Here is a 23,916-nt window from a genome sequence, read left to right on the forward strand (position 1 = left end):
ACATCGCGAAAATTGCCTGTCCGGCTCAGCCAGTCATCATCCGATAGATCGCTGGCAGAGCGAATGGCAGTTTCGACAATTTGGCGACGAGTGCATAGTTTCTCCGGCCGAAAAGTGCGGGGAGATAGCTGCTCGCCTCGCGGTCGACCGTCACGGCAAAGACGTTGACGCCTCTGGCGCGCGCTTCTTGGACCGCCCTGCGGCTGTCTTCAAGCGCGAACCGGCCTTCATAGTGATCGACATCGTTCGGTTTACCGTCGGTCAGCACCAGCAGAAGCTTCTTTCGGTTGGGCTGTTCGGCAAGCTTTGCCGTCGAATGGCGGATGGCTGCTCCCATGCGCGTGTAGAAACCGGGTTTCAGCGCGGCAATGCGGTGCTCGACCGCTGGCCCGAAAGCTTCGTCAAAGTCCTTCACCGTCTCGACCCGCACCCATGAGCGGCGGCGCGAGGTAAAGGTCTGGATGGAGCAGCGGTCGCCACAGGCAGCAATGCCATTGGCCAGAACCAGAAGCGCCTCCTTTTCCACATCCAGCACACGCCGGTTGTCGATCCACGCATCGGTGGATAGCGACACATCGACCAGAATGGTAACGGCAAGGTCGTTCGCCATGGGGCGGCTCATCAGATGCACGCGGTCGCTGCCCTGACCGCCAGCGGCAAAGTCGCACCGCGAACGGACCACGGCATCAAGGTCGAGATCGTTGCCATCGAGCTGTGCCCGCATCAATTCGCGGCCCGGACGCAGGATCTCGAACTGGCGGCGCACGCGGCGCACGAGGCTTCGCGCTTCGTCATCCAGTTCCAGAGCGTCTTCGCGGGCCTGCGCCGGTGCCGCCAGAACGCTGCAATGATCCTGAAGATAGGTCGCCTTGCGGTAATCCCATTCCGGATAGGTCAGTTTGGCGGAAAGAGCCGCCCCGTCGACGGCTTCGGGCGGCAGATCGAGGTCGAACCGGAAACGCGCAGCCGGTCTGCCCTTGCGCTCGCCCAATGTGAGATCGTCAAGCTCGTCGGCGGATTTGGCGTTCTGTTCATCGCTATCATCGGTTGGCCGGTCGACGCTTACCATTTCGGCCATGGCCAGGATTTTCTCGAAACGGTTGAGAATGAACGGGCTACGGTCGGCCAGTCTCGGGTCCTGCTTTTCGCGGTTGGCGATCTGCCGCCCGGTTTCCACACCTTCCACCTTGCTGCCGGGCACCGGCTGGTCGTCGCTGTCACGCGGCGCGGTTTCCTCCCGCCTTATCAATTCCGGCCAGAGCGGAACGGGCAGGGCAGGCAGATAGCCCGCTGGCGCGCAATGCGGAAAGATCGTGGGGAGACTGTCATCCGGCAATCCGGCCCCCTGCTTCAGAAGCGCCAGAATGCGCTCTTCCACCTGTCGCTCCAGCCCATGGAGCGAACGTTTCGGACGTACAGCGAGCAACGCTTCGCACAGGCGCGCATAGCGGTTCTGCAAACCGGGAAAAACCCCGCAAGTCTTCGCAACCGTCTCCGACGCCAACGCAAGCGACGCAAGATTGCGGCGCAGCGGATCGGTGGAAGGCTCCTTCACCTCAACCGGCATGACCGCCATGTAACCGGCAAGCCAGACATAAAGATCGTAATTGAGCGCGCGGTCGGGAAAGAGCGCGATCTCCGGCGGCAGCATCAATGTCGCTTCGTCCCGCAATGGCTGGCTGAGTTTTTCCTCGCCCAGAGCCATGCGCTGCCGCAACCCCAGCCTGTGCCCGGAAGTTCGGGCACGGGCAGGGGCAATCTGCACGGCAACATCGCCGCCAAAACCACGAAAGCAGATGGCGAGCTTCTGGCGAATATCGCCAAGCTGTACGGCGTGCTCCGGATAATGCGGCCACGATCCCGTCTTGCCGATCAGGCGATGCCACGCCCGACCGACTGTTTCCTCCAGTTCCAGAAAATCCAGCATTGCGGCCCCGCCTATTTCAGCATTGCATCAGCGACTTCAATCAGGGCGGCTTTCACGTCCGGCTCATCGGTCAGCGGCTCGATCATCGCGGCGCGCGCCGCTTCGCGTTGCGACATGCCTGCCTCGATCAGCGTCGCGCAGTAGACCAGCAGGCGTGTGGAAACGCCTTCTTCCAGATCATGCCCTTTCAAGCCGCGTAAGCGATGAGCCAGTGCCACCAGTGGCGCGACCTTTTGTGCAGCGAGGCCGCTTTCCTCGCTCACCACCGCGATTTCCTGTTCCTTGGGCAGAAAGTCGAACTCGATGGCGACGAAGCGCTGGCGTGTGCTTGGCTTGAGGGACTTCAGCAGGTTCTGATAACCCGGATTATAGGACACGACGAGCATGAAGCCATCCGGCGCTTCAAGCAGTTCGCCGGTGCGTTCCAATGGCAGAAGGCGGCGGTCGTCAGTCAGCGGATGCAGAACCACGGCCACGTCCTTGCGCGCTTCGACAATCTCGTCGAGATAGCAGATGCCGCCCTCGCGCACGGCGCGGGTCAGCGGGCCGTCGACCCATATTGTATCGCCGCCCTTTAGCAGATAGCGCCCGGTCAGATCGGCAGCAGCCAGATCATCATGGCAGGAAACCGTCGAAAGCGGCAGGCCGAGCTTTGCGGCCATATGGCTTACAAACCGCGTCTTGCCGCAGCCGGTCGGGCCTTTCAGCAGCAGTGGCAGCTTGCGCGTCCAGGCCATTTCAAAGAGCGCACATTCATTGCCGGACGGGCTGTATGGCGGGATCGAGACATTGGCATTTTCTACATTTCTGAGAATGGGGTTCATGGCCGTTTTCCTTTGTGTCAGACAATGAAGCCCCGCCAATGGCGGGGCTTGTTGGCAGCGATCATTCGGCGGGCTGTATCAAGGGGCTTGCGTTTTCGCGGCGTTCCTTGCCCGGAACCAGCACGGCCCAGATGAACATGAAGGCCGAGATCACCACCACGACGCCGGAGCCGAGGCGTATCCAGTAGAATACGGCCAGCTGGTCCTGCACATTCATGAATCCTTCTCCCAACACACGCTGGAGATGGGTCTGGACGACGCCTGCGAAGGTCAGCGCGAAGGTCATCACGGACATGGCGGTGCACATGGCCCAGAAGCTCACCATGGAAAGCATCTGGTTATAGGGCGCCCGCCCGCGCAGTTCGGGGATCGCATAGGCCATGACTGCGAGGTTGAGCATGACATAGGCGCCGAAGAAGGCGAGGTGCCCGTGGGCGGCAGTAAGCTGCGTGCCGTGGGTGTAGTAGTTGACCGACGACAGCGTATGCAGGAAGCCCCATACGCCTGCCCCGAAGAAGGCCATGACCGAACAGCCGATGGACCACAGAAGGGCCGCGCGGTTCGGGTGTTTGCGACCGGCCTTCCATGTCATCACGAAGGTGAAGATGACCATGGTGAAGAACGGCGCGACTTCCAGCGTGGAGAACAGCGAGCCGATCCACTGCCAGTAACCGGGTGCGCCGATCCAGTAATAATGGTGGCCGGTGCCGAGAATGCCGGAAAACAGGGCGAGGCCGACAATGACATAGAGCCATTTTTCCACGACTTCGCGGTCGATGCCGTTGAGCTTGATCATCAGGAAGGCGAGGATCGACGCCATGATCAGTTCCCACACGCCTTCAACCCACAGATGGATGACATACCACCAGTAAAGCTTGTCGAGCGCGAGATTGATCGGATTGTAGAAGGCGAAGAGGAAGAACAGCGCCAGCCCCCACAGACCGAACAGAAGAATGTTGGTCACAGTGGTCTTGCGGCCCTTGAGCGCCGTCAGCGTGATGTTGAACAGGAATATCAGGCAGACAACGACGATGCCGACCTTGATGATGAATGGCTGTTCGAGAAATTCGCGCCCCTCGTGAATATGGAACAGGTAACCGACAACGGCGATACCCGCCGCCACGAAGAACAGCCAGAACTGGATGACAGCAAGCTTGGTGCTGTAAAGTTCGGTTTCGGTTTCTTCCGGCAGCAGATAATAAGTCGAACCCATGAACCCCATCAAAAGCCACACGACCAGCGCGTTGGTGTGGATCATGCGGACGATGTTGAAGGGCAGAAGCTCGGAGAGCGTATTGGGCAGAACATAGATCGTACCGGCGAGAACGCCGAATGCGACCTGCGCGATGAACAGCACGAGTGCTCCATAAAAATAGAGCATCGCGACCTTTTGGCTTTCATATTTCATAATGTGTAACTCCGTTCATCCCGCGCTCAGCCTGCCTCGTTGGGCGGCCAGTCCTGCGTCTTGATGCGGCTGGTCCATTCAAGGAAATCAGCCAGATCGTTGAGTTCCTGTTCGCTCAGGTTGAACTGGGGCATCTGGCGACGCCCTTCGATCCCCGTGGGTTGTGCCTGCATCCACGCTTTCATCGTCTCGCGTGCGCCTTCCGGGTCTTCTTCGCCGCCCCAGCGCTTCCAGACATTGCCAAGCTCAGGCGCGAAATAGGCGCCTTCGCCGAGCAGCGTGTGGCAGTTGATGCAGGAGTTTTTCTCCCAGATGTGCTTGCCGCGGGCGACCGAGGCCGTCAGCGTGGATTCATCCGTGGATGTCGTTTTCATGTAATAGTGGCTGTGCGCCGTCAGCCCCACGAAGATCGCGAAAAAGAAAATAGACCCGCCATAGAAGACGTTTCGGGCGCCGGTCTTGGTTAGGCGTTCTGCCATCCCTTCGTCCTTTCATATGCCGGGGGACAAGGCCCCGGCAACAAATCCCCCCGTCGATAATGCGGCTGGTCAACCCCTCGCCAGCATCACGGGACAGGACTGTTCTATCGGTCGGAGGAAAGCCTTCTTTGCGATTTGGCAAAGACCAATACAGATGTTCAGAAGAGAGCACGGACAATGATGGAGCGCACCAGCGCAAGCGCCAGCAAAATGGCGGGCCAGGCCAGAAGGGCGGGCTTCAATGTGCCGCGGGTTCCGCGCATTTCCATGAAATCGAGGATGACGAACCAGCCTTTCGCAAAAGCCAGAATCAACACCACGACGATGGCGGCGAGCGTTCCGCCGCTGGTGGCTGCGATGAATGCGCCGCTCACCGCAAGGAGAACGAGAAAAACGAATGTTCGGGTCAGGGAAGGATCACGGTCGGACACTGCGGGCCTCAGGCAAGATAAAGGACAGGAAACATCACCAGCCATACGAGGTCGATGGCGTGCCAGAGCGTCGTGATCAGCAGGACATTGGAGCGTGTCGGTCGCCAAGCGACGAGCGCCAGAATGAGCGAGCCGAACAGCACATGCATCAGGTGAAAGCCGGTCAGCAGAAAATAAAGCTCGAAGAAGGAACCGGCCGCCTCATCGCCCGCGAACCGGATTTCATGCGAATATTCAACGAGCTTGATCGCCACGAAACCCAGGCCGAAAAAGGCGGCAAATAAAAGCGGACGGCGAGCCTGGCTCAAATTATTGCGCCTGCGCACGGCAATTGCCGCCTGCCAGCCGCTCATCAGGAGCACGACGGTGTTGGTCGCCGCGAGGGCAGGGCTCAGATGCGAACGCAACCGCGCCACCCCTTCCACGTCGATGATCGACATCACCATGAAAGCGACCAGCAGGATCGCGAAGGCGACGAGCTCGCTCCACACGAGAATCCACAGCAGAAGATCGTCTTCCAGGCGATCCTCTGAACCCATCGCAACTATGCTCAAATCTTCGGTTCCAGACATGGAACATGCCTAGCGCCCGCAATTGGGAGCTTCTTTGCGTTTTGGCAAAGAACAAGCGCACTGATGGCGACATTGTATCGCCACCATAGCAAAGGGAATTTCAATGACGGACGCACAGATCGGACTCATGGTCGCGACACCGGCGATCATCGGCTTTTCACTGGTTCTCTATCGCATGGGAGCCTTGCAAGGCGCTGGCACCCTGTCCGCCGTTGCGGCTTCCATCGTGATTGCCGCCGTCCTTTTCCTCGGTCAGTAGGCGAGGGAGACGGGCGCCATGAATGCGCTGCCCGTCATCCCGAATCTCTTTGAAAAGAACTATCTTTAAATATTTGTTTTAGTTGGATTTCAGTTCGTTGTCGGCGGCTGTTTTCGCCGAAATTTCCGTGTCTTCCCGCCGCTCTATCGCTCGCCGTCGGCAAGCCGCCTGATGCCCGACATATTGAGAACGGTCAGTTTCTGGCGTCCGCCGCGAACGAATCCCTGTGCTTCCCAGCCGGTGAGAATGCGCGATACCGTATGCAGCGTCGTCCCGGTCATTTCGGCGATATCCTGCTTGGTGATCGGGAAATCGATGCGGATACCGTCTTCTTCTTTCCGTCCGGCCTGACGCGCAAGGCGCAGAACCGTGTGCGCGACGCGCCGTTCCACTTCTTCAGTCGACATTTCGCGGATGCGCGTATGGGCTTCTTCCAGCCGCTTGCCGATGGTCTGGATTGCATTCATCGCCAGACCGGGATTCTGCTCGACGAAATAGTCCCAAAGCTCGGTCGGCCAGGCGAGAACGATGCTTTCCGCCACGGCGACCGCCGTGCCGGGATAATCGCTTCTCTGCAAGGCTTTGGCAAATCCGAAAAGATCGCCCGGATGCACCATGCGGACGATGATCTGCTGTCCGTCCGGCGTCACCTGATTGACCTTCAACCGCCCATGCAGGAGGAGATAGAAAAGAACCGCATCGTCACCTTGTTCAAAGATCGCTTCTCCAGGAGGAACACGCTTTGTAGTTGCATAGGAAACAAGCTTGTCGAGTTCACCGTCACTCATTTTGGCGAACAGGGACAGTTTCCTGACGAGTCCGCGATCTATCATGGACATTGCGTTTCTCACACTCCAAAATCCTGCGTCTACCTTAGCACAGCAGAGCGGGCTTGGAATTGTTTTCGGAGCCGGGGACCGGGCATTCACAGCTAATCCCTCATGCGCCGATGTTCTGGATACGCTTCCACACCACCGCATACCAGCGGTTGTCGCGCACCAGCCTGAAACCGAGATTGTCGGGCGGGACGCCGACGCTGCATCCTCCGGTTTTCGGGTTGCGGATGAACGAGCTCATCGCTGCGCGGTGCTTGCCGTTGACCACATAAACACCGCATGAGGGCACTTCCGCAACCTGCTTGCCATAGGCATCGATATTGACACGGCGGTGGCAGGTCTGCGTCCATTCCCACACATTGCCTGCAATGTCGGCTACTCCGAGTTCATTGACGCCGAATGCTCCGGCAGGGCGTCGCGCCGGGCTTCTGTCCAGCTTGCGGGCGCTTTGCTTTTCATAGTCCCTCAGCCAGCGGACTGCCGGATTGCTGGCGGAATCATCCTCGATGCCCAGCGCATCATCGGGAAAGCGCGAGCCTGCGGCGAAAGCCCATTGCTCGTCTGTCGGCAGGTGCCAGTTTTCGCCGGTCTTGCGCGACAGCCAGTCGGCATAGGCCTGTGCATCATCGTAGCTGACGCCGACGACAGGTGCCTCGGCACCCGGTGCATCGTGATTGTGCGGCAAGGCCTCGGCAGGCTGGCATGCGCCGTCCTCTACGCAAAGCTCGTAGTCAGCCGTGCCGACCTGATATTTCATGATCTCGAATGGCCGTGACAGCCTGCGCGTCGTCAACGGGGCGTCCACCGGATAATTGTTCTTCTGGAAGTCGCCATCGGCCCGATAAGTCATGGTGCGGGGCGTGATGACAACCGTTTCGGGACGCAGCGCGGACGCACCCGGCAGCGATTGGCCCGGACGTCCCACGGCGTCAACGACGAACAGTCCCGCGACAACCGCCAGCAGAACCGCCGGAACGGCCACCGCAAGCTCACGCAGGCACTTCTTTCCTTTGCACTTGTTCATCGGATAACAGAGGGCCGCATCCATCCGGGAGGCAGACGGATGCAGCCCCGAGCCTTTCATCCTAAAGCATCATTGGGGAAGATTTGGCCAAAGGCGCCCCGGGAGGCGAAGCGCCTTCATGCATTTGCCTTATGTGCCCGACGGCGCGAGAACCGAGGTCATCAGGTCGTCGTTCCATTCGCCAGTGACCTTGAAATGGGCTGCCGCGCCAAGTTCAAAAGCCTCGATCAGATTGTGGTTCACATAGGCATAGATGCCCGGCTGCTGGAACGTATAGAAAGCTGCTCCGGCTGCGCCGCCCGGGATGAACCAGGTTTCCTGATCGACGTCCGGCGGCGTGTTGAACTTGCCGGTCGACCAGACATAATCCCCGTGACCTCCGATCAGATGCGGCCTGGTATCGCGATTGGCCTGCGAATGGACGATCAGGACCTTCTCGCCAACCGCCGCCGTCATCGCCTTGTCGCCGGTGAGGGCACCGACAGCACCGTTGAACACAACATGGGTCGGGGTGAGGGTGCGCATGACCTTGACGGTGTCTTCATATGCGTCGCCCGGCGCATCGTATTTCTTGAATTTCCCGTTCTCGTCACGCGGCACATAGAAATCCTGCTCGCCGACATAATAGATCTTGTCATAGGTCAGGGCTTTGCCCTTGCCGTCATGCAGTCCCTCGCGCGGCAGCACCATGATCGCGCCGTTCATGCCCGAGACGACATGCCAGGGAACCATTCCGGGAGGTGCGCAGTGGTAGACGAAGACGCCGGGCTTGGTCGCCTTGAAGCGCAGGATGGTCTTTTCACCCGGATTGATTTCGGTCAGCCCGCCGCCGCCAAGCGCACCCGTTGCCGCGTGGAAATCGATATTGTGCATCAGCGTGTTGGTTTCGGGGTTGATGAGCGTCAGCTCGACATAATCGTCCTGATGCACAACCATCAGCGGTCCCGGAACCGTGCCGTTGAACGCCATGGCGTGAACTTCGGTTCCCGCGTCATCGATGACGATCTTCTTTTCCTCGATCACCATGGTGAATTCGATCACCTTGGGGCCGCCCTCGGCAACCTGACTGTGGGCGTGCACGAAGGGAGGGTCCACCAACTCCACCTTCTGGCGCGGCAGGGCCGCTATCTCCGCAGCACTTGCCTTCCGCACCGCGCCCTGTCCCCAGGCCGATGTGGTTGCCAGCACCGGCGCGAGCGCCCCAGCCAGGGCGGCTCCCGCCAATATGCTGCGGCGGCTGATTTGCATCTGGTCGACCATCGATACTCTCCTTTACGATAGGACCGAGCATTTCCTGCTCTGTCATGACGACTATAGAAAAGGCTGTGTGGATGGTCCTTGACTGCGATCAAGGTGACGCAGAAAATCGGGTAATATTAATATTGCAATATCAATGGCTTATCTTGATCGATTGATTTATGTTTCGTCTTGTTTGCGCTGGCGCAAAGGCTTGACGGCAAAAGGTTCTGCCCAAACAGAAACCAGCGAACAGTCTGGCACCGTTCGCTGGTTGCGATGATAGTTCGCGTGGCTTTGGATTATTCTCCAAATCGGGCCTGTACTTCAGGCGCTGCCATCTCCGGAATCCACTCCGGTTCATAGGTCAGTTCGACATTCACCGCGCAAACGCCTTCGACGGATTCGACGCTGGCGCGCACGGCATCGGTCAGAAAACCGGCTGCGGGGCAACCGGGTGTCGTGGTCGTCATGCTGATATCGACAACGCCGCCGTTCTGTATGTCGATGCTGTAGATCATGCCAAGGTCGATCAGGTTGAACCCGAGTTCTGGATCGAGCACCAGACGGAGATTATCGATGATTTGCTGTTCCATCGGGGCATCGGCTGCGGGATGCATGGCAACTACCTCGGCTGTCCGATGCGTATCATGATGCGATAGGCGTTGCCGGTCTCGTCGAAATTGCCGACCCATGCATGGCCGCGATTTTCAAGCTCGGGGAACAGGAACAAAGGCTCCCGGTGCAGGAGGGCAAACAGAACCGCACCAGCGGGCATGTCCTCCACTTCGGCAAGAATGCGCACCATGGGTTCCGGCGGCTGCATGTCGGAACAGTCGAGATAGCGCGACGGTTCGGGCCAGACATCCGGCGAAACGACATTCTCCGAAAACTGCAATTCCGGCGCAGTATCCGCCGCCGGGCTGAAAAGCACCTGCCAGTCGCCGTTTTCCAGCGGCTCGGCCTTTGCGGAAAAGCCTTTCCGTTCCATGACGCTGAAAAGCGGTGCCGGTTTGAACGGCGCGATCAGCAGGAGGCCTTGCCCCGGCGCAAGGCCGTCGACTGCTTCCATGATGGCATTGAACGGTTCCACGCCGCCCTTGATCAGCGGGCGCACATCCAGCACATGGTGTGCGATGTCCTGAACTGAGGGTGTCATTTCGATCTCCTGAAAATTGGTTCACCGGCATAGATCAGATGCGGCAGGGTTGCCCCTTTTGGCAGACGCAGGCCGTTGGGTACATCAAGAAGCCGCCGGGCGCGAAAGAAGTGCACGGTCAATCCGAGTATGGCGACGAGATTCAAACCTGCGGCCAGACGAAACACGGTCGGATAACTGGCGATGAGGGCCAGCGTCCCGACTGCAACGCCGCTATAATAAAGAGCGAACCATTGCCGCGCGCGGCGTTCGCTGACCATATCCTGCACGCGCGGCGTCGGCGCGCGTCCCATGACGGGGCCATAGCATTCCAGCCAGGTCAGGAACGGTACGATCTTGTAGAGTTGGGCGAGGCTCAGGCCGCTCAGCCAGCCGAAGGTGAAGAGATAGACGAGACCGGCAATCATCTGATCGGAGGTGCCTGTCCAGAACAGGGCAATCGCCAGCAGCAGTGACAGCCCCAGCGCGATGAAGGCCGGAATACTGGCGGCGCTGTTCAATTCAATCGTCTTGCGCTTGCGTTGCCGGTAGATCGCCTGAATATCGATCATATAAAGAGCGACGCAGGCGATGCCGGGAACGAGAGCCGCTGTGACGGCAACCTCGGTCGATCCCATTTCCATCGCTGCAATGACGATCCCGGCTGCAAGGATGGTGAGAGCGGCAGCGCCTTCCCACCATATGATTCTGGTTGTCTGCCGCACGGCGTCGGGCGACAGCATGAACATGGTCAGAAGCCTGTAGCTGACGCCCATGGCGGTAAACGTCATCCAGCCGCCAAGGCCAAGCGCGGCGTGAACCGGCAAGGCTGATCCCGCAATATCGAGCAGGACGGCCTGTTCCGCCAATCCGGAAAGCGTGAATGTGAAAACGCTGCCGAGCAGGGCGGTTATCACAAGGCAGCATATGCCGGCCGCGACGAACCGCGCGGGCAGGGCGATCGGGCGGGCAAGCCAGAGCGTCATGCCCAATATTGCGAAAATGATGGAGAAACCGCAGGTCAGCAGGATGCCGGATACCGGCAGCAGCCATGCCGGACTTTCCGCCAGCCCCGCCATGCCCGCAAAGCCGGTGAGCAGGCCGCAAAGGCCCGTCACCAGCAGAAGCAAGGCGGGAAGGCTCGCACGGCTTCCCCATAAGCGCCCGTTCACCAGAACCGGCACGAATTGCATGAGTGCGCCGCTCATCAGCAGGGCCAGCCATCCGATGGAAACGGCGTGCACGACAATGAGCGTCTCGGCGGCGCGAATCCCATGAACCGGAAAGCCGAAACCACCCGCCAGCAATCCAAGCCCAAAGACGAGGAAAGCCAGCGAAGCGGTAAAATAGGACAGGGTCCAACGGGAAAGCGTCGCGCCGATCATCTCAATTCGTCCGGGTCAGGGTGCCTATGAGACTTCAGTGATTGCCGCAGGTGCATTCATGGCCCGCGCCATGATGGACTTTTCGGCGGCCGATCTCGACCCGCCACAGCGGGCCTGTTTCCTTGTAGACCCAGGAGAAAGTGGCCGGATTGCGGGTTTCAAGCTGGTGGCGCAGCGGCACTGGATCGTGATCGTTGACGATTTCCAGCGCTTCGCCGGGTTCAAGCGCATCGATCATGGAGAAGATCGTCGCGTGCCGCGAAATGGGCGGTATGGTGCGAACATCAATTACCGGGGTTGGGGAGACAGGTTCTGCCGACATTTTATTGTTCCGTGGCTGTCAGGCTTCGAAGCATGATGACGACAGCCGCATCATCATTGGAGCCATTCTAGAGTGACAGGCGCAAACCGGATTTGTTGTATCTCAAAGAAGACGGGAAATTCTGTCCGATATTCCATTCAATCGATGATGCGGGGCGGCAATCTTTATTGCCACCCCCGCACCTCATTCGTGAAACGGCGTTACTGGTTGATTTCAGGCTCGACCAGCTTCTTCAGCTTTTCGAGGGATTCCTGCCAGCCGAGATAGCAGGCCTCAGCGGGAATGATATCCGGCACGCCCTGCTGTTCGATATTGATTTCCGTCCCGACCGATACGGCTTTCAGCGTGATCGTGACTTTCATTTCGCCCGGCAGGTTGGGATCGTCGAAACTGTCCGTATAGACGAGCCTTTCTCCCGGAACGAGTTCGATATATGTGCCGCCGAATGAGTGGCCTTGGCCCGTCGTAAAGTTCCGGAAAGACATTCTGTGCTTGCCGCCCACCTTTGCCTCCAGCTCATGGACGGTGCAGACAAAGCCATAAGGCGGCAGCCAACTGGCGATGGCGTCCGGCTCGATAAAAGCGCGATAGACCTTTTCCGGCTTGGTGGCGAATACGCGGTGCAGGCGAATTGTGCGGGGCATGGTTTCCTCCCATGTGGTTGTCAGTTGGCGGGGTGCTTGAAAAGCAGGCTTATGTATCGCTTGAGATGGTCGATGCTTTCGACTGCGCGCTGCGGATCGCCGCTTGCCTTGGCGATGATGAAGGCACCCTGGATAACCGCCTGCGTATGAAGAGCGAGGCTTTCGGCGGTGAAATCACCGGCGACCGCATAGCGTTCCATCGCGGCTGCGATATCGGGGACAAGCGTGTCCGCATGGCTTGAAATGCTGGCCCAGCAGGCATCCCGGATAACGGAATTGGTCTCGTAGACCTCCTGCGTCATGGTGCCGACGAGACAGGTGAAATCCGGCAGTTCGCCTTCAATGAGCTGCTTGCGCAACTCGACATAGGCCAGCACGCGCTCAAGCGGGTCTTCCAGAGCGTGATAGGCGGCATCCGCAAAAAGCGCTCCCGTTGTTTCCGACCAGTAGTTCGCGGCGGCAACGGCCAGATCTTCCTTGCTGGAGAAATGATGAAAGAAAGCGCCTTTCGACAGCGATGCCTTGGCACATATGTCGTCCACCGTGGTCGCGGCGTAGCCCTTGGTGCGAATAACGCCAAGCGCTGCATCAAGCAGATTGGGCCGGGTTGATGGATTCTGTTTGCGTGCCATGAACGTGCTCCTCAATAAACAATACCAACCAGTCGGTTTGAAATCAAGCGGGCAATTGCAGCCTGCCTGTTGCCGCGAGGAAGTGCGTGCTGGCGGAGGCGACCCGGATGATTCTGAAAACCGGGCTCGATTTGAGGCCGGAGCGGACTTGTGGATAAGTTCGATCCTATTGAAAAAGCCCGGAAATCGGGTGTTTTGCCGCAAAAGCGAAAATTCTTATCCTTTCTTCGCGACCCTTGCTTGACACTTGTTCGAGAACCCCTTAAACGACCGCTCACACCGGACGGAAACGCCGGTGCGACGCAGCCGCAGGGCTGCCGAGAAATGCGCGGGTGTAGCTCAGTTGGTTAGAGTGCCGGCCTGTCACGCCGGAGGTCGCGGGTTCGAGCCCCGTCACTCGCGCCACTTTCCTCTCAACATATCGATAGATTGAAGTTGACACGAAAGTGGCGCCCACCGCCTTTTTCACTTCTTTTCCAGCCAGAACATTTTCAGCAAAAGCGCGAAGCGGTTTTGCGCAGGATAGTGCGTGGAAGAGGAGAGAGCTTTTCCAGTGATTCAGTTTAACTGGAATGCTGGAGAATTGCTCACACCGGGAGGGCGTCGAAACGTCCTGTGAATGATTTTCACAATATCGCGATTCTTCTCCAAACACGCGCTTGACACTTGTTCGAGAACCCCTTAAACGACCGCTCACACCGGACGGAAACGCCGGTGCGACGCAGCCTCAGGGCTGCCGAGAAATGCGCGGGTGTAGCTCAGTTGGTTAGAGTGCCGGCCTGTCACGCCGGAGGTCGCGGGTTCGAGCCCCGTCACTCGCGCCACTTTCCTCTCAACATATCGATAGATTGAAGTTGATGCGAAAGTGGCGCCCACCGCCTCGTTTTCAAAGAATCTCCAGGAAATTACCGGGCCGCGGCTGTTATTTGGAAAACTGCTTCCACGACAGATAAGCGACTGACAGTATGATCGCCGCGATGGCGAGAAGATCGCCGCTGGCGAGCAGGTAATGGCTCATGCGTGACCTCCTTGTAGTCGACAATAGGCTCCATGATAGCCGGTGCGACTGCGATCTGAAGGCATGGCTTCGCAAGGCTTTCGGCATTTGATGCGCTTCCATTCCAAGTTTGACCGCAAAGGCGAACGGAATTTTCCATCCTCGGGGCAGGCGCCCTTTCGCCTTGAAAAGCCGCCACGGAAAACCGGCCACCTTGCCCGTGCATTGCCAAGGGCCTGATTTCCTGTTTTCAATCGCGTGGAACCGGATCACAGGAACGGATCGCTGCGACGATGACCCGACACGCTTTTCTTGGTGTGCTTGCAACGTTTTTGATTCTTTCCGGCTGTGACACGCCGCGCGCCGTGTTGTGGCACGGGCCGAATTCAAGCCCGCAATCGGTGGCAGCGGCTGAAGCCGCCATCGTCAAGCCGGCGAAGCCCGCGGCGGTGGTGCCCATCTATGTCGCGACGAGCCGCCAGCGCTCGGCCGATTTCTCGCAGCCCTACAATTCAAATCGCTCGAAGACGCTGAATTTCGCGCAGGTCGATGTCGGCATTCCCGCAGCCCATGTCAAAGGACAGGTCGAGTCGACCGGCTACAAGCCGGACCCGGCCAGGAATTTCGCGGCGACCGCATTCCAGCCATACGACAATGCGGAACAATTTCTCGCACAATTGAATGCAGCCCTGGCGAAGCAGGGGCCGAAGGACAGGGAAATCCTGATCTTCGTGCATGGCTACAACAATAATTTTGCCGACAGCACATTCCGCACCGCGCAGTTCGTCCATGATTACAAGATGAAGTCGGTGGCGGTCGAATATGCCTGGCCATCGGGCGGCGATCTCGGCCTTTATGTCTATGATCGCGACAGCGCCGACTTTGCGCGGGACGGTCTGGCGCGGCTGCTTGAGCTTGTCGCACGCAGCAAGGCCGAACGCATTGTTCTGGTCGGCCATTCCATGGGCGGCTTCGTCACCATGGAGGCTCTGAGAACCTTGTCGCTGCGGGGCGAGAAGGATGTGCTGCGTCGCATCACGGCGCTGCTGCTCGCCGCGCCCGATATCGATCTCGACGTCTTTGAAAAGCAGATAAAGGATATCGACCCCATGCCGCATCCGACGGCGGTGATGACATCGCGCAGCGATCGGGCGCTCGGCGTCTCTTCCTTCATTACCGGCGGTCATGCGCGGGTAGGGGACGGCACCAGTATCCCGACGCTCCAGAAATACGGAATCGCTGTGATAGACGCGACCGATCTGGATGGTGGCGCGCACAATGTCTTTGCATCTTCGCCGTCACTCATGGCTCTGGTCAGCGATGGCACTCTTTCGCTAGGGGCATTGAACGCGCGGGCAAGCCAAGCGACGGGGCAGGCGGTGCTGGCGGACGGCGCTTCCGCAATCAGGGGCGCGGCATCGCTTGTGCTTTATCTGCCTGGCAGGCTGGTCGGCGCGGGGGCTTCCGCCGCTCCTTGAGTGTATTTTCAGGCGGGTTGGGCCTCGCCGTTTTTTATTCCCAAGTTGCTGGCAATTGATTCTCCCGGCGATTGCCGAGTGAGGCAGGCCGTGCGACTTTTCCTCACGAAATTATGATCTTTTCATGTTATAGGGGTTTTAAGGGCGATAAGCGGGCCGGATGCATAGCTTGTTAAGCATCTTGGCGCGACTTTGCCCAACAGAACGTGCCGGAGGGGTTGCGCTTGCGCGTGCGCTGCGATAACCGTCCGGGCGAAAAGCGCTTAGTTCGCACGGTATGCCTTTTGAAGCTGCTTGGGCGACGAGGTTGCAACAGATGCAATGTGTCGCATGGCCGTGAGCTTCAAAAAGCTTATGACAGGCGGCGCAGCCTCGTATTCAAGCCGGATAAAGGACCATGAACGAGCTTTTAAGTTCCTACCTGCCGATCGTCATCTTTCTCGGCATTGCGATGGTAATTGGTGTAGCCCTTCTGGTTGCGCCGTTTCTTGTCGCTTACAGACAGCCCGACCCGGAAAAGCTTTCCGCTTACGAGTGCGGCTTCAATGCCTTCGATGACGCCCGTATGAAGTTCGACATCCGTTTCTATCTGGTGTCGATTCTCTTCATCATCTTCGATCTGGAAGTCGCCTTCCTTTTCCCATGGGCCGTGTCCTTTGGTGAAATCGGCTGGTTCGGCTTTGCGTCGATGATGGTGTTCCTTGGCGTTCTGACCATCGGCTTCATTTATGAATGGAAGAAGGGAGCGCTGGAATGGGATTGACCTCAGCCAACACGACGCTCGTGGCTCCGCAGCCGAAGGGCATTCTTGACCCGCGCACGGGCAAGCCTGTCGGTTCCGACGATGCATTCTTCAACGATCTGAACAGCGAGCTTTCCGACAAGGGATTCATCGTCACCTCCGCTGACGCTCTGATTACCTGGGCGCGTACCGGCTCGCTGATGTGGATGACCTTCGGCCTCGCATGCTGCGCCGTGGAAATGATGCACATTTCCATGCCGCGTTACGATGCCGAGCGTTTCGGTATCGCTCCGCGCGCCTCGCCGCGTCAGTCTGACGTGATGATCGTCGCCGGCACGCTGACCAACAAGATGGCGCCCGCTCTGCGCAAGGTCTACGACCAGATGCCGGAGCCGCGTTACGTTATCTCGATGGGTTCCTGCGCCAATGGCGGCGGCTACTACCACTATTCCTATTCGGTGGTGCGTGGCTGCGATCGCGTGGTTCCGGTCGATATTTACGTTCCGGGTTGCCCGCCGACCGCTGAGGCGCTGCTCTACGGCATTCTCATGCTGCAGAAAAAGATCCGCCGCACCGGCACCATTGAACGCTAAGGCCGAAGAAAAGGACATTTGATCATGAGCGAAGAAGCTCTCGGTGAACTTTCCGGCTACATCAAGGAACGTCTCGGCGATGCGATCGAAGAGGCGAAGCTGGCCTATGGCGAGCTGACCCTGTCGGTTCCGGCCGCCAGCATCATCAGCGTTCTGACCTTCCTGCGTGATGATGTTCAGTGCCAGTTCGTCAACCTGACGGATATTTCGGGCGTCGACTATCCGCAGCGCGCCAAGCGCTTCGATGTCGTCTACCAGCTTATGTCTCCGCGCCAGAACCAGCGCATCCGCGTCAAGGTTCAAGCTGACGAAGATACGCTGGTGCCGTCTGCCGTTCCGGTCTTCGTTGGCGCTGAATGGTTCGAGCGCGAAACCTACGACATGTACGGCGTCCTGTTCTCCGGCCATCCGGACCTGCGCCGCATCCTGACCGACTACGGTTTCGAAGGCCATCCGCTGCGCAAGGACTTCCCGCTCACCGGCTTCGTCGAGGTTCGTTATAACAACGAGCTGAAGCGCGTCGCCTACGAGCCGGTACAGCTGCGTCAGGAGTTCCGCAACTTCGACTTCCTCTCGCCATGGGAAGGAACGGACTACGTTCTGCCGGGCGACGAGAAAGCCAAGGCGAACTGAGGACATACTCATGGGCGCAGGCGAGAGATTGAACGGTCAATGTCTTTGCGGAGCGGTGAAATTCACCGCTGCTCCGGCAAAGATGGAAATGGATGTCTGCCATTGCAGCATGTGCCGGCGCTGGTCCGGCGGCACGTTCATGGCTGTGATGTGCGACACGTCGGTCCAGATCGAGAACGAAGCCGCGCTCAGCGTCTATCGTTCCTCGGAATGGGGCGAGCGCCTGTTCTGCTCGACATGCGGTTCGTCGCTGTTCTGGCGCGGCGCGCATGACGGCAAGATGGCCGTTTCCATGCAAGCCTTCGCCGAGCCGGAGCGTTTCCATTTCGCCGAAGAAATCTTCATCGATAACAAGCCTGCGAATTACGATTTTGCCAATGACACCCACCGGATGACCGGCGAGGAGTTCTTGGCGGCTCTTGCAGCCAAACAGGAAGCTGAACATGGCTGAGACTCAGGTCCGCAATTTCAATATCAACTTCGGTCCGCAGCACCCTGCCGCGCACGGCGTGCTGCGTCTGGTGCTTGAGCTCGACGGCGAAGTGGTCGAGCGCGTCGATCCGCATATCGGTCTGCTGCATCGCGGCACCGAAAAGCTGATGGAAGCCAAGACCTATCTTCAGGCCCTGCCTTATCTCGACCGCCTCGATTACGTGGCGCCGATGAATCAGGAACATGCCTATGCGCTCGCCGTCGAACGCCTGCTGGGCATCGACGTGCCGAAGCGCGGCCAGCTCATCCGCGTTCTCTATTCGGAAATCGGCCGTATCCTGAACCACCTGCTGAACGTCACCACGCAGGCCATGGACGTTGGCGCGCTGACGCCGCCGCTCTGGGGCTTCGAGGAGCGCGAAAAGCTGATGGTGTTCTATGAACGCGCCTGCGGCGCGCGCATGCACGCAGCCTATTTCCGTCCGGGCGGCGTCCATCAGGACCTGCCGGATCAGCTCGTTGAAGACATCGGCAAATGGATCGATCCGTTCTTCAAGACGCTCAACAATCTTGACGACCTCATCACGCCGAACCGTATTTTCAAGCAGCGTAACGTCGATATCGGCGTCGTGTCGCTGGAAGATGCATGGGCATGGGGCTTCTCGGGCGTCATGGTGCGCGGTTCGGGCGCTGCATGGGATCTGCGCAAGTCGCAGCCTTATGAGTGCTACAACGAGATGGAATTCGACATTCCGGTCGGCAAGAACGGCGACTGCTATGATCGTTACCTGATCCGCATGGAAGAAATGCGCCAGTCGGCGAAGATCATGCGCCAGTGCGTCGACCTGCTTCTCGGCAAGGAACGCGTCGGTCCGGTTTCCAACGCCGACAACAAGATCGTGCCGCCGAAGCGCGGCGAGATGAAGCGCTCGATGGAAGCGCTCATCCATCACTTCAAGCTTTACACGGAAGGCTACCATGTGCCTGCCGGTGAAGTTTACGCAGCAGTTGAAGCGCCGAAGGGTGAATTTGGCGTCTTCCTCGTATCGGATGGCTCCAACAAGCCTTATCGCTGCAAGCTGCGCGCTCCGGGCTTTGCCCATCTTCAAGCCATGGATTTCCTGTGCCGCGGCCATATGCTGGCCGACGTGTCGGCAATTCTTGGCTCGCTCGATATCGTGTTTGGTGAGGTTGACCGCTGATGTCCGTTCGCCGTCTCGCAGATGATGCCGTCCAGCCAGCCGCTTTCGCGTTCAACGCGGAAAATCAGGCATGGGCGCACAAGACGATCGCAAAATTCCCTGAAGGCCGTCAGCAGTCGGCTGTCATTCCGTTGCTCATGCGCGCGCAGGAGCAGGATGGCTGGGTCACGAAAGCCGCCATTGAACACGTAGCAGGCATGCTCGACATGCCGCTGATCCGCGTTCTGGAAGTGGCAACCTTCTATACGCAGTTCCAACTGAAGCCGGTTGGCACGCGCGCCCACATTCAGGTTTGCGGCACCACGCCGTGCATGTTGCGCGGTTCGGAAGCGCTGATGGATGTCTGCCGCCACAAGATCAACCACGACCCGTTCGAGCTCAATGCCGACGGCACGCTGTCGTGGGAAGAGGTGGAATGCCAGGGCGCTTGCGCCAATGCGCCGATGGTCATGATCTTCAAGGACGCCTATGAAGACCTGACGCCGGAACGCCTTGCCGAAATCATCGACGCTTTCGAAGCTGGCAAGGGCGATACCGTCAAGCCGGGCCCGCAGATCGGTCGTGAAACGTCCAATCCGGTCAATGGCCTGACGTCGCTGACGGAAGATCTGGACTACAAGAAGATCGGCCTCGAAACCCGCAAGGCGTCGGACGCTGCCGCAGCCAAGGCGAAGGCCGAAGCGGAAGCAAAGGCAAAGGCGGAAGCCGAAGTTGCAGCGGCCACGCCGTCGAATACGGCCAAGCCCGTAACCAACGCGCCAGAAACGGCTCCGGCGCTCAAGACGCCTTCCGAGGTCAAGGTTTCGAATGCAGCCGAAAAGGCCGCTTCGGTCGAAGCCAAGCAGGAATACAAGCTTGACGACAAGAACCGTCCGGTTGCCATGGAGCGCCCGGAAGCGGTTGACGATCTCAAGCTGATTTCCGGCGTCGGTCCGAAGATCGAGGCGACCCTGCACGAGCTTGGCATCTTCACCTACAAGCAGGTTGCTTCCTGGAAGAAGGCCGAGCGCGAATGGGTCGACGGTTATCTCAGCTTCCACGGTCGCATCGAGCGCGAGGACTGGGTAAAGCAGGCCAAGGCTTTGGCCAAGGGCGGCGTCGAGGAATACATCAAGGTATTCGGAAAGAAGCCGGTATGATGACTTCGATATTGGCAAACACGAACGGAAACAGGTGAGACATGCTGGCTGATAAAGATCGCATCTTCACCAATATTTACGGCTTCAAGGATCGCTCCCTGAAGGGTGCAATGGCGCGCGGCCATTGGGACAACACCAGCGGGCTGATCGAAAAAGGCCGTGACTGGATCATCGAGGAGATGAAGGCGTCGGGCCTGCGTGGCCGCGGCGGTGCTGGCTTCCCGACGGGTCTCAAGTGGTCGTTCATGCCCAAGCAGAGCGACGGTCGCCCGCATTATCTGGTCGTCAACGCCGACGAATCCGAGCCCGGCACCTGCAAGGACCGCGAAATCCTGCGCCACGATCCGCATACGCTGATCGAAGGCTGCGTGATCGCCGGCTGCGCCATGGGCGCACACACCGCCTATATCTACATGCGCGGCGAATTCATGCGCGAGCGTGAAGCCCTCCAGGCGGCAATCGACGAATGCTACGAAGCCGGTCTGTTGGGCAAGGGCAACAAGTGCGGCTGGGATATGGACATTTATGTCACCCACGGCGCTGGCGCTTATATCTGCGGCGAGGAAACGGCTCTGCTCGAAAGCCTTGAAGGCAAGAAGGGCCAGCCGCGCCTCAAGCCTCCGTTCCCGGCCAATATGGGCCTTTACGGTTGCCCGACCACCGTCAACAACGTGGAATCGATTGCCGTTGCGCCGACGATCCTGCGTCGTGGCGCGGCCTGGTTCTCGTCCATCGGACGCCCGAACAATGTCGGCACCAAGCTGTTCCAGATTTCCGGTCACGTGAACACGCCTTGCGTCATCGAAGAAGGCCTCGGCATTCCGTTCCGCGAGCTGATCGAAAAGCATGGCGGCGGCATTCGCGGCGGCTGGGACAATCTGCTGGCGGTCATTCCCGGCGGCGCGTCGTGCCCGGTCATCAAGGGCGAAGACATGATGGACGCCATCATGGATTTCGACGGCATGCGCGACAAGAAATCGTCGTTCGGCACCGGCGGCCTGATCGTCATGGACAAGTCCACCGACATCATCAAGGCGATTGCCCGTCTGGCAGCGTTCTTCAAGCACGAAAGCTGCGGCCAGTGCACGCCGTGCCGCGAAGGCACCGGCTGGATGTGGCGCGTGATGGAACGCATGGTCAAGGGTAACGCGCAGAAGCGCGAGATCGACATGCTGTTCGACGTGACCAAGCAGATTGAAGGTCACACGATCTGCGCGCTCGGCGACGCGGCTGCATGGCCTATTCAGGGCCTGATCCGCAATTTCCGTCCGGAAATTGAAAAGCGCATTGACGATTATACCCGCAACGCCGTTCAGAGCCGCAATATCCGTCTGGAAGCGGCTGAATAAGTTGTGTGAGCCTGCCCGGCAGGGCATGGCCCCGAAAAGTGCCTGGCGGTTTTCGGAAAAGGCCATGCCAATACAAAGGCAGGCACGAGTTTGAGATCTGGAAAATGCGGCTTAAGCCGCAGGTTTGGATAAACGATGGCAAAGATCAAGGTTGACGGCACAGAGATCGAAGTACCCGATCACTATACGCTCCTTCAGGCTGCCGAAGCCGCGGGCGCGGAAGTGCCGCGTTTCTGTTTCCACGAACGGCTTTCCATCGCCGGAAACTGCCGTATGTGCCTGGTTGAAGTGAAGGGCGGACCGCCGAAGCCGGCGGCATCCTGCGCCATGGGCGTGCGCGATCTGCGTCCCGGCCCGAATGGCGAAGCGCCTGAAATCTTCACCAACACGCCGATGGTCAAGAAGGCCCGCGAAGGCGTGATGGAATTCCTGCTCATCAACCACCCGCTGGATTGCCCGATCTGCGATCAGGGCGGCGAGTGCGATCTGCAGGATCAGGCAATGGCTTTCGGCACCGACGGTTCGCGCTATCGCGAGAACAAGCGTGCGGTCGAAAACAAATATATCGGCCCGCTCGTCAAGACGGTGATGACGCGCTGCATTCACTGCACGCGCTGCGTCCGCTTCACGACGGAAGTTGCAGGCATTTCCGAACTCGGCCTCATTGGCCGCGGTGAAGACGCCGAGATCACCACCTATCTCGAACGCGCCATGACCTCGGAATTGCAGGGCAACGTCATCGATCTTTGCCCGGTCGGTGCACTGACCTCGCGTCCTTACGCTTTCCAGGCCCGTCCGTGGGAGCTGAACAAGACCGAAACCATCGACGTGATGGATGCGGTCGGCTCGAACATCCGCGTCGACACCCGTGGCCGCGAAGTGATGCGCGTCATGCCGCGCGTCAATGAAGCGGTGAACGAAGAGTGGATTTCCGACAAGACCCGCTTCATCTGGGACGGCCTGCGCACCCAGCGCCTCGACCGCCCATATGTGCGCAAGGATGGCCGTCTGGTCGCCGCAAGCTGGCCGGAAGCTTTCGCTGCTATCGCCGCCAAGGTTTCCGCTACCTCCGCCGATAAGATCGGTGCTGTTGCCGGCGATCTGGCTTCGGTCGAGGAAATCTATGCGCTGAAGGGCCTGATGGCTTCGCTCGGCACTGCCAATATCGACAGCCGCCAGGATGGCGCAGCTCTCGATCCGGCTCTGGGCCGCGCAACCTATCTCTTCAACTCGACCATTGAAGGCATTGAAAACGCTGATGCTTTGCTCATCATCGGTTCCAATCCCCGCGTTGAAGCCGCTGTTCTGAACGCCCGTATCCGCAAGCGTCAGCGCATGGGCCATTTCCCGGTCGCCCTGATCGGCGAACAGGCTGAACTGCGTTACAACTACGAATATCTAGGTGCTGGCGCCGAGACGCTCGCAGCCGTAGCTTCCGGCAAGAACGCTTTCCGCGACGTGCTGGCCAAGGCTGAGCGTCCGCTGATCATCATCGGTCAGGGCGCGCTCACCGGCGAAAACGGTCGTGCCGTTCTGTCGGCTGCTGCCAAGCTCGCCCAGGACGTCGGCGCGATCAAGGATGAGTGGAACGGCTTCTCCGTTCTGCACACCGCCGCTTCGCGCGTTGGCGCTCTGGACCTCGGCTTCGTGCCGGGTGAGGGCGGCAAGGCCGCAGGCGACATGCTGGGCAATCTCGATGTTGTGTTCCTGCTCGGCGCAGACGAACTCGACATGACGAAGAAGGGCTCGAGCTTCGTCGTTTACATCGGCACGCATGGCGATGCCGGTGCGCACGCCGCCGATGTTATCCTGCCGGGCGCAGCCTATACGGAAAAGTCGGGCACCTGGCTCAACACCGAAGGTCGCGTGCAGCTTGGCAACCGCGCCGGTTTCGCACCGGGCGAGGCAAAGGAAGACTGGGCGATTTTGCGCGCTCTTTCCGACAGCCTTGGCAAGCGCCTGCCATTCGACAGCCTGCAGCAGCTTCGCGCCAAGCTTTATGCGGACTATCCGCATATGGCGGCCATCGACACCATCACGCCTGCTTCCGCCGACGATCTCGTCGCGCTGGCGGCGAAAGCATCCAATCCAGGCAACGGCGCTGCGTTCGTTTCCCCGGTCAAGGACTTCTACCTGACGAACCCAATCGCGCGCGCTTCCGCCGTCATGGCCGAATGCTCGGCGCTCGCGGCCGGCGGCTTCCAACAGGCAGCTGAGTAAGCGAGAGAGAGACG

25 protein-coding genes and 2 tRNA genes are annotated in these 23,916 nt (G+C 59.2%); 12 read left to right on the forward strand and 15 right to left on the reverse strand.

What is annotated here, in order from left to right:
- Positions 1 to 25: 25 nt before the first annotated feature.
- From AC0TNJ_RS02845 to AC0TNJ_RS02870, 6 genes are all read right to left on the reverse strand, one after another.
- A complete protein-coding gene (locus AC0TNJ_RS02845; RefSeq protein ID WP_473770173.1) occupies positions 26 to 1,927 on the reverse strand; it encodes a nitric oxide reductase activation protein NorD in 1,902 nt (633 codons plus the stop codon).
- Positions 1,928 to 1,938: 11 nt separating this feature from the next.
- A complete protein-coding gene (locus AC0TNJ_RS02850; RefSeq protein ID WP_473770174.1) occupies positions 1,939 to 2,751 on the reverse strand; it encodes an AAA family ATPase in 813 nt (270 codons plus the stop codon).
- A 61-nt stretch (positions 2,752 to 2,812) separates the two neighbouring features.
- Positions 2,813 to 4,159 (reverse strand): nitric-oxide reductase large subunit, encoded by a 1,347-nt coding sequence (locus AC0TNJ_RS02855; RefSeq protein WP_122000094.1) that lies wholly within the window; start codon positions 4,157 to 4,159, stop codon positions 2,813 to 2,815.
- A 26-nt stretch (positions 4,160 to 4,185) separates the two neighbouring features.
- Positions 4,186 to 4,638, reverse strand: a complete 453-nt coding sequence (locus AC0TNJ_RS02860; RefSeq protein WP_006466562.1) for a c-type cytochrome — start codon at positions 4,636 to 4,638, stop codon at positions 4,186 to 4,188.
- Positions 4,639 to 4,796: 158 nt separating this feature from the next.
- On the reverse strand, positions 4,797 to 5,069 hold the full coding sequence (locus AC0TNJ_RS02865) for a cytochrome C oxidase subunit IV family protein (RefSeq protein ID WP_473770175.1): 273 nt from the start codon (positions 5,067 to 5,069) through the stop codon (positions 4,797 to 4,799).
- Between the two features lie 8 nt (positions 5,070 to 5,077).
- Positions 5,078 to 5,641: a cytochrome c oxidase subunit 3 gene (locus tag AC0TNJ_RS02870; RefSeq protein ID WP_473770176.1), complete on the reverse strand. Its 564-nt coding sequence runs from the start codon at positions 5,639 to 5,641 to the stop codon at positions 5,078 to 5,080.
- Between the two features lie 103 nt (positions 5,642 to 5,744).
- Here AC0TNJ_RS02870 and AC0TNJ_RS02875 point away from each other — a divergent pair, with 103 nt between their 5' ends.
- The gene (locus AC0TNJ_RS02875; protein ID WP_010660610.1) at positions 5,745 to 5,900 is read left to right on the forward strand and encodes a hypothetical protein; all 156 of its coding nucleotides are present in this window, start codon (positions 5,745 to 5,747) and stop codon (positions 5,898 to 5,900) included.
- Positions 5,901 to 6,043: 143 nt separating this feature from the next.
- On the opposite strand, the gene AC0TNJ_RS02880 is transcribed toward AC0TNJ_RS02875, so the two are convergent.
- The 9 genes from AC0TNJ_RS02880 to AC0TNJ_RS02920 form a co-directional block, all read right to left on the reverse strand.
- Positions 6,044 to 6,739 carry a Crp/Fnr family transcriptional regulator gene (locus AC0TNJ_RS02880; protein WP_473767610.1) on the reverse strand — a complete coding sequence of 232 codons (696 nt, stop codon included), beginning with the start codon at positions 6,737 to 6,739 and terminating at the stop codon, positions 6,044 to 6,046.
- A 100-nt stretch (positions 6,740 to 6,839) separates the two neighbouring features.
- The gene (locus AC0TNJ_RS02885) at positions 6,840 to 7,760 is read right to left on the reverse strand and encodes an SUMF1/EgtB/PvdO family nonheme iron enzyme (protein ID WP_473770177.1); all 921 of its coding nucleotides are present in this window, start codon (positions 7,758 to 7,760) and stop codon (positions 6,840 to 6,842) included.
- A 129-nt stretch (positions 7,761 to 7,889) separates the two neighbouring features.
- On the reverse strand, positions 7,890 to 9,020 hold the full coding sequence (gene nirK, locus AC0TNJ_RS02890; protein ID WP_122000099.1) for a copper-containing nitrite reductase: 1,131 nt from the start codon (positions 9,018 to 9,020) through the stop codon (positions 7,890 to 7,892).
- Between the two features lie 278 nt (positions 9,021 to 9,298).
- Positions 9,299 to 9,616, reverse strand: a complete 318-nt coding sequence (locus AC0TNJ_RS02895; RefSeq protein ID WP_473770178.1) for a metal-sulfur cluster assembly factor — start codon at positions 9,614 to 9,616, stop codon at positions 9,299 to 9,301.
- A gap of 5 nt (positions 9,617 to 9,621) precedes the next feature.
- Positions 9,622 to 10,155, reverse strand: a complete 534-nt coding sequence (locus AC0TNJ_RS02900; protein ID WP_473770179.1) for a DUF2249 domain-containing protein — start codon at positions 10,153 to 10,155, stop codon at positions 9,622 to 9,624.
- Complete coding sequence (locus tag AC0TNJ_RS02905; protein WP_473770180.1) at positions 10,152 to 11,519, reverse strand: hypothetical protein; 1,368 nt, start codon at positions 11,517 to 11,519, stop codon at positions 10,152 to 10,154. Before AC0TNJ_RS02905 ends, AC0TNJ_RS02900 begins: the two co-directional genes overlap by 4 nt.
- Positions 11,520 to 11,553: 34 nt before the next feature.
- Positions 11,554 to 11,841 (reverse strand): DUF2249 domain-containing protein, encoded by a 288-nt coding sequence (locus AC0TNJ_RS02910; RefSeq protein ID WP_122000103.1) that lies wholly within the window; start codon positions 11,839 to 11,841, stop codon positions 11,554 to 11,556.
- 200 nt (positions 11,842 to 12,041) lie between these two features.
- A complete protein-coding gene (locus tag AC0TNJ_RS02915) occupies positions 12,042 to 12,485 on the reverse strand; it encodes an SRPBCC family protein (protein WP_473770181.1) in 444 nt (147 codons plus the stop codon).
- A gap of 20 nt (positions 12,486 to 12,505) precedes the next feature.
- On the reverse strand, positions 12,506 to 13,117 hold the full coding sequence (locus tag AC0TNJ_RS02920) for a TetR/AcrR family transcriptional regulator (protein ID WP_473770182.1): 612 nt from the start codon (positions 13,115 to 13,117) through the stop codon (positions 12,506 to 12,508).
- 328 nt (positions 13,118 to 13,445) lie between these two features.
- Between AC0TNJ_RS02920 and AC0TNJ_RS02925 the strand changes: the two genes are divergently transcribed.
- The 11 genes from AC0TNJ_RS02925 (at position 13,446) to nuoG (ending at position 23,902) form a co-directional block, all read left to right on the forward strand.
- A tRNA-Asp gene (locus AC0TNJ_RS02925) sits at positions 13,446 to 13,522 on the forward strand.
- A 342-nt stretch (positions 13,523 to 13,864) separates the two neighbouring features.
- Positions 13,865 to 13,941, forward strand: a tRNA-Asp gene (locus AC0TNJ_RS02930).
- A gap of 466 nt (positions 13,942 to 14,407) precedes the next feature.
- Positions 14,408 to 15,592 (forward strand): alpha/beta hydrolase, encoded by a 1,185-nt coding sequence (locus AC0TNJ_RS02935; protein ID WP_473770183.1) that lies wholly within the window; start codon positions 14,408 to 14,410, stop codon positions 15,590 to 15,592.
- Positions 15,593 to 15,989: 397 nt separating this feature from the next.
- Positions 15,990 to 16,355 (forward strand): NADH-quinone oxidoreductase subunit A, encoded by a 366-nt coding sequence (locus tag AC0TNJ_RS02940; RefSeq protein WP_006466588.1) that lies wholly within the window; start codon positions 15,990 to 15,992, stop codon positions 16,353 to 16,355.
- Entirely contained in the window at positions 16,346 to 16,927 is a 582-nt protein-coding gene (locus tag AC0TNJ_RS02945) for a NuoB/complex I 20 kDa subunit family protein (protein WP_006466589.1), read from the forward strand. The genes AC0TNJ_RS02940 and AC0TNJ_RS02945 overlap by 10 nt, the downstream gene beginning before the upstream one ends.
- 24 nt (positions 16,928 to 16,951) lie before the next feature.
- Positions 16,952 to 17,560: an NADH-quinone oxidoreductase subunit C gene (locus tag AC0TNJ_RS02950; RefSeq protein ID WP_122000108.1), complete on the forward strand. Its 609-nt coding sequence runs from the start codon at positions 16,952 to 16,954 to the stop codon at positions 17,558 to 17,560.
- Positions 17,561 to 17,570: 10 nt separating this feature from the next.
- The gene (locus AC0TNJ_RS02955; protein ID WP_122000109.1) at positions 17,571 to 18,011 is read left to right on the forward strand and encodes a GFA family protein; all 441 of its coding nucleotides are present in this window, start codon (positions 17,571 to 17,573) and stop codon (positions 18,009 to 18,011) included.
- A complete protein-coding gene (locus AC0TNJ_RS02960) occupies positions 18,004 to 19,194 on the forward strand; it encodes an NADH-quinone oxidoreductase subunit D (RefSeq protein WP_122000110.1) in 1,191 nt (396 codons plus the stop codon). Before AC0TNJ_RS02955 ends, AC0TNJ_RS02960 begins: the two co-directional genes overlap by 8 nt.
- A complete protein-coding gene (locus tag AC0TNJ_RS02965) occupies positions 19,194 to 20,333 on the forward strand; it encodes an NADH-quinone oxidoreductase subunit E (protein WP_473770184.1) in 1,140 nt (379 codons plus the stop codon). Before AC0TNJ_RS02960 ends, AC0TNJ_RS02965 begins: the two co-directional genes overlap by 1 nt.
- A gap of 41 nt (positions 20,334 to 20,374) precedes the next feature.
- On the forward strand, positions 20,375 to 21,682 hold the full coding sequence (nuoF, locus tag AC0TNJ_RS02970) for an NADH-quinone oxidoreductase subunit NuoF (RefSeq protein ID WP_122000112.1): 1,308 nt from the start codon (positions 20,375 to 20,377) through the stop codon (positions 21,680 to 21,682).
- Positions 21,683 to 21,817: 135 nt separating this feature from the next.
- Positions 21,818 to 23,902: an NADH-quinone oxidoreductase subunit NuoG gene (gene nuoG, locus AC0TNJ_RS02975; RefSeq protein WP_473767602.1), complete on the forward strand. Its 2,085-nt coding sequence runs from the start codon at positions 21,818 to 21,820 to the stop codon at positions 23,900 to 23,902.
- Positions 23,903 to 23,916 lie beyond the last annotated feature (14 nt).

The sequence above is a fragment of the Ochrobactrum sp. PL_is483 genome (assembly GCF_055816855.1).

Bases quoted from the DNA above. Each gene is read 5' to 3' on its own strand.
- AC0TNJ_RS02845 (WP_473770173.1), bottom strand. From the start codon at position 1,927: ATGCTGGATTTTCTGGAACTGGAGGAAACAGTCGGTCGGGCGTGGCAT.
- AC0TNJ_RS02850 (WP_473770174.1), bottom strand. From the start codon at position 2,751: ATGAACCCCATTCTCAGAAATGTAGAAAATGCCAATGTCTCGATCCCG.
- AC0TNJ_RS02855 (WP_122000094.1), bottom strand. From the start codon at position 4,159: ATGAAATATGAAAGCCAAAAGGTCGCGATGCTCTATTTTTATGGAGCA.
- AC0TNJ_RS02860 (WP_006466562.1), bottom strand. From the start codon at position 4,638: ATGGCAGAACGCCTAACCAAGACCGGCGCCCGAAACGTCTTCTATGGC.
- AC0TNJ_RS02870 (WP_473770176.1), bottom strand. From the start codon at position 5,641: ATGTCTGGAACCGAAGATTTGAGCATAGTTGCGATGGGTTCAGAGGAT.
- AC0TNJ_RS02875 (WP_010660610.1), top strand. From the start codon at position 5,745: ATGACGGACGCACAGATCGGACTCATGGTCGCGACACCGGCGATCATC.
- AC0TNJ_RS02880 (WP_473767610.1), bottom strand. From the start codon at position 6,739: ATGTCCATGATAGATCGCGGACTCGTCAGGAAACTGTCCCTGTTCGCC.
- AC0TNJ_RS02885 (WP_473770177.1), bottom strand. From the start codon at position 7,760: ATGAACAAGTGCAAAGGAAAGAAGTGCCTGCGTGAGCTTGCGGTGGCC.
- nirK (WP_122000099.1), bottom strand. From the start codon at position 9,020: ATGGTCGACCAGATGCAAATCAGCCGCCGCAGCATATTGGCGGGAGCC.
- AC0TNJ_RS02895 (WP_473770178.1), bottom strand. From the start codon at position 9,616: ATGCATCCCGCAGCCGATGCCCCGATGGAACAGCAAATCATCGATAAT.
- AC0TNJ_RS02900 (WP_473770179.1), bottom strand. From the start codon at position 10,155: ATGACACCCTCAGTTCAGGACATCGCACACCATGTGCTGGATGTGCGC.
- AC0TNJ_RS02905 (WP_473770180.1), bottom strand. From the start codon at position 11,519: ATGATCGGCGCGACGCTTTCCCGTTGGACCCTGTCCTATTTTACCGCT.
- AC0TNJ_RS02910 (WP_122000103.1), bottom strand. From the start codon at position 11,841: ATGTCGGCAGAACCTGTCTCCCCAACCCCGGTAATTGATGTTCGCACC.
- AC0TNJ_RS02915 (WP_473770181.1), bottom strand. From the start codon at position 12,485: ATGCCCCGCACAATTCGCCTGCACCGCGTATTCGCCACCAAGCCGGAA.
- AC0TNJ_RS02920 (WP_473770182.1), bottom strand. From the start codon at position 13,117: ATGGCACGCAAACAGAATCCATCAACCCGGCCCAATCTGCTTGATGCA.
- AC0TNJ_RS02935 (WP_473770183.1), top strand. From the start codon at position 14,408: ATGACCCGACACGCTTTTCTTGGTGTGCTTGCAACGTTTTTGATTCTT.
- AC0TNJ_RS02940 (WP_006466588.1), top strand. From the start codon at position 15,990: ATGAACGAGCTTTTAAGTTCCTACCTGCCGATCGTCATCTTTCTCGGC.
- AC0TNJ_RS02945 (WP_006466589.1), top strand. From the start codon at position 16,346: ATGGGATTGACCTCAGCCAACACGACGCTCGTGGCTCCGCAGCCGAAG.
- AC0TNJ_RS02950 (WP_122000108.1), top strand. From the start codon at position 16,952: ATGAGCGAAGAAGCTCTCGGTGAACTTTCCGGCTACATCAAGGAACGT.
- AC0TNJ_RS02955 (WP_122000109.1), top strand. From the start codon at position 17,571: ATGGGCGCAGGCGAGAGATTGAACGGTCAATGTCTTTGCGGAGCGGTG.
- AC0TNJ_RS02960 (WP_122000110.1), top strand. From the start codon at position 18,004: ATGGCTGAGACTCAGGTCCGCAATTTCAATATCAACTTCGGTCCGCAG.
- AC0TNJ_RS02965 (WP_473770184.1), top strand. From the start codon at position 19,194: ATGTCCGTTCGCCGTCTCGCAGATGATGCCGTCCAGCCAGCCGCTTTC.
- nuoF (WP_122000112.1), top strand. From the start codon at position 20,375: ATGCTGGCTGATAAAGATCGCATCTTCACCAATATTTACGGCTTCAAG.
- nuoG (WP_473767602.1), top strand. From the start codon at position 21,818: ATGGCAAAGATCAAGGTTGACGGCACAGAGATCGAAGTACCCGATCAC.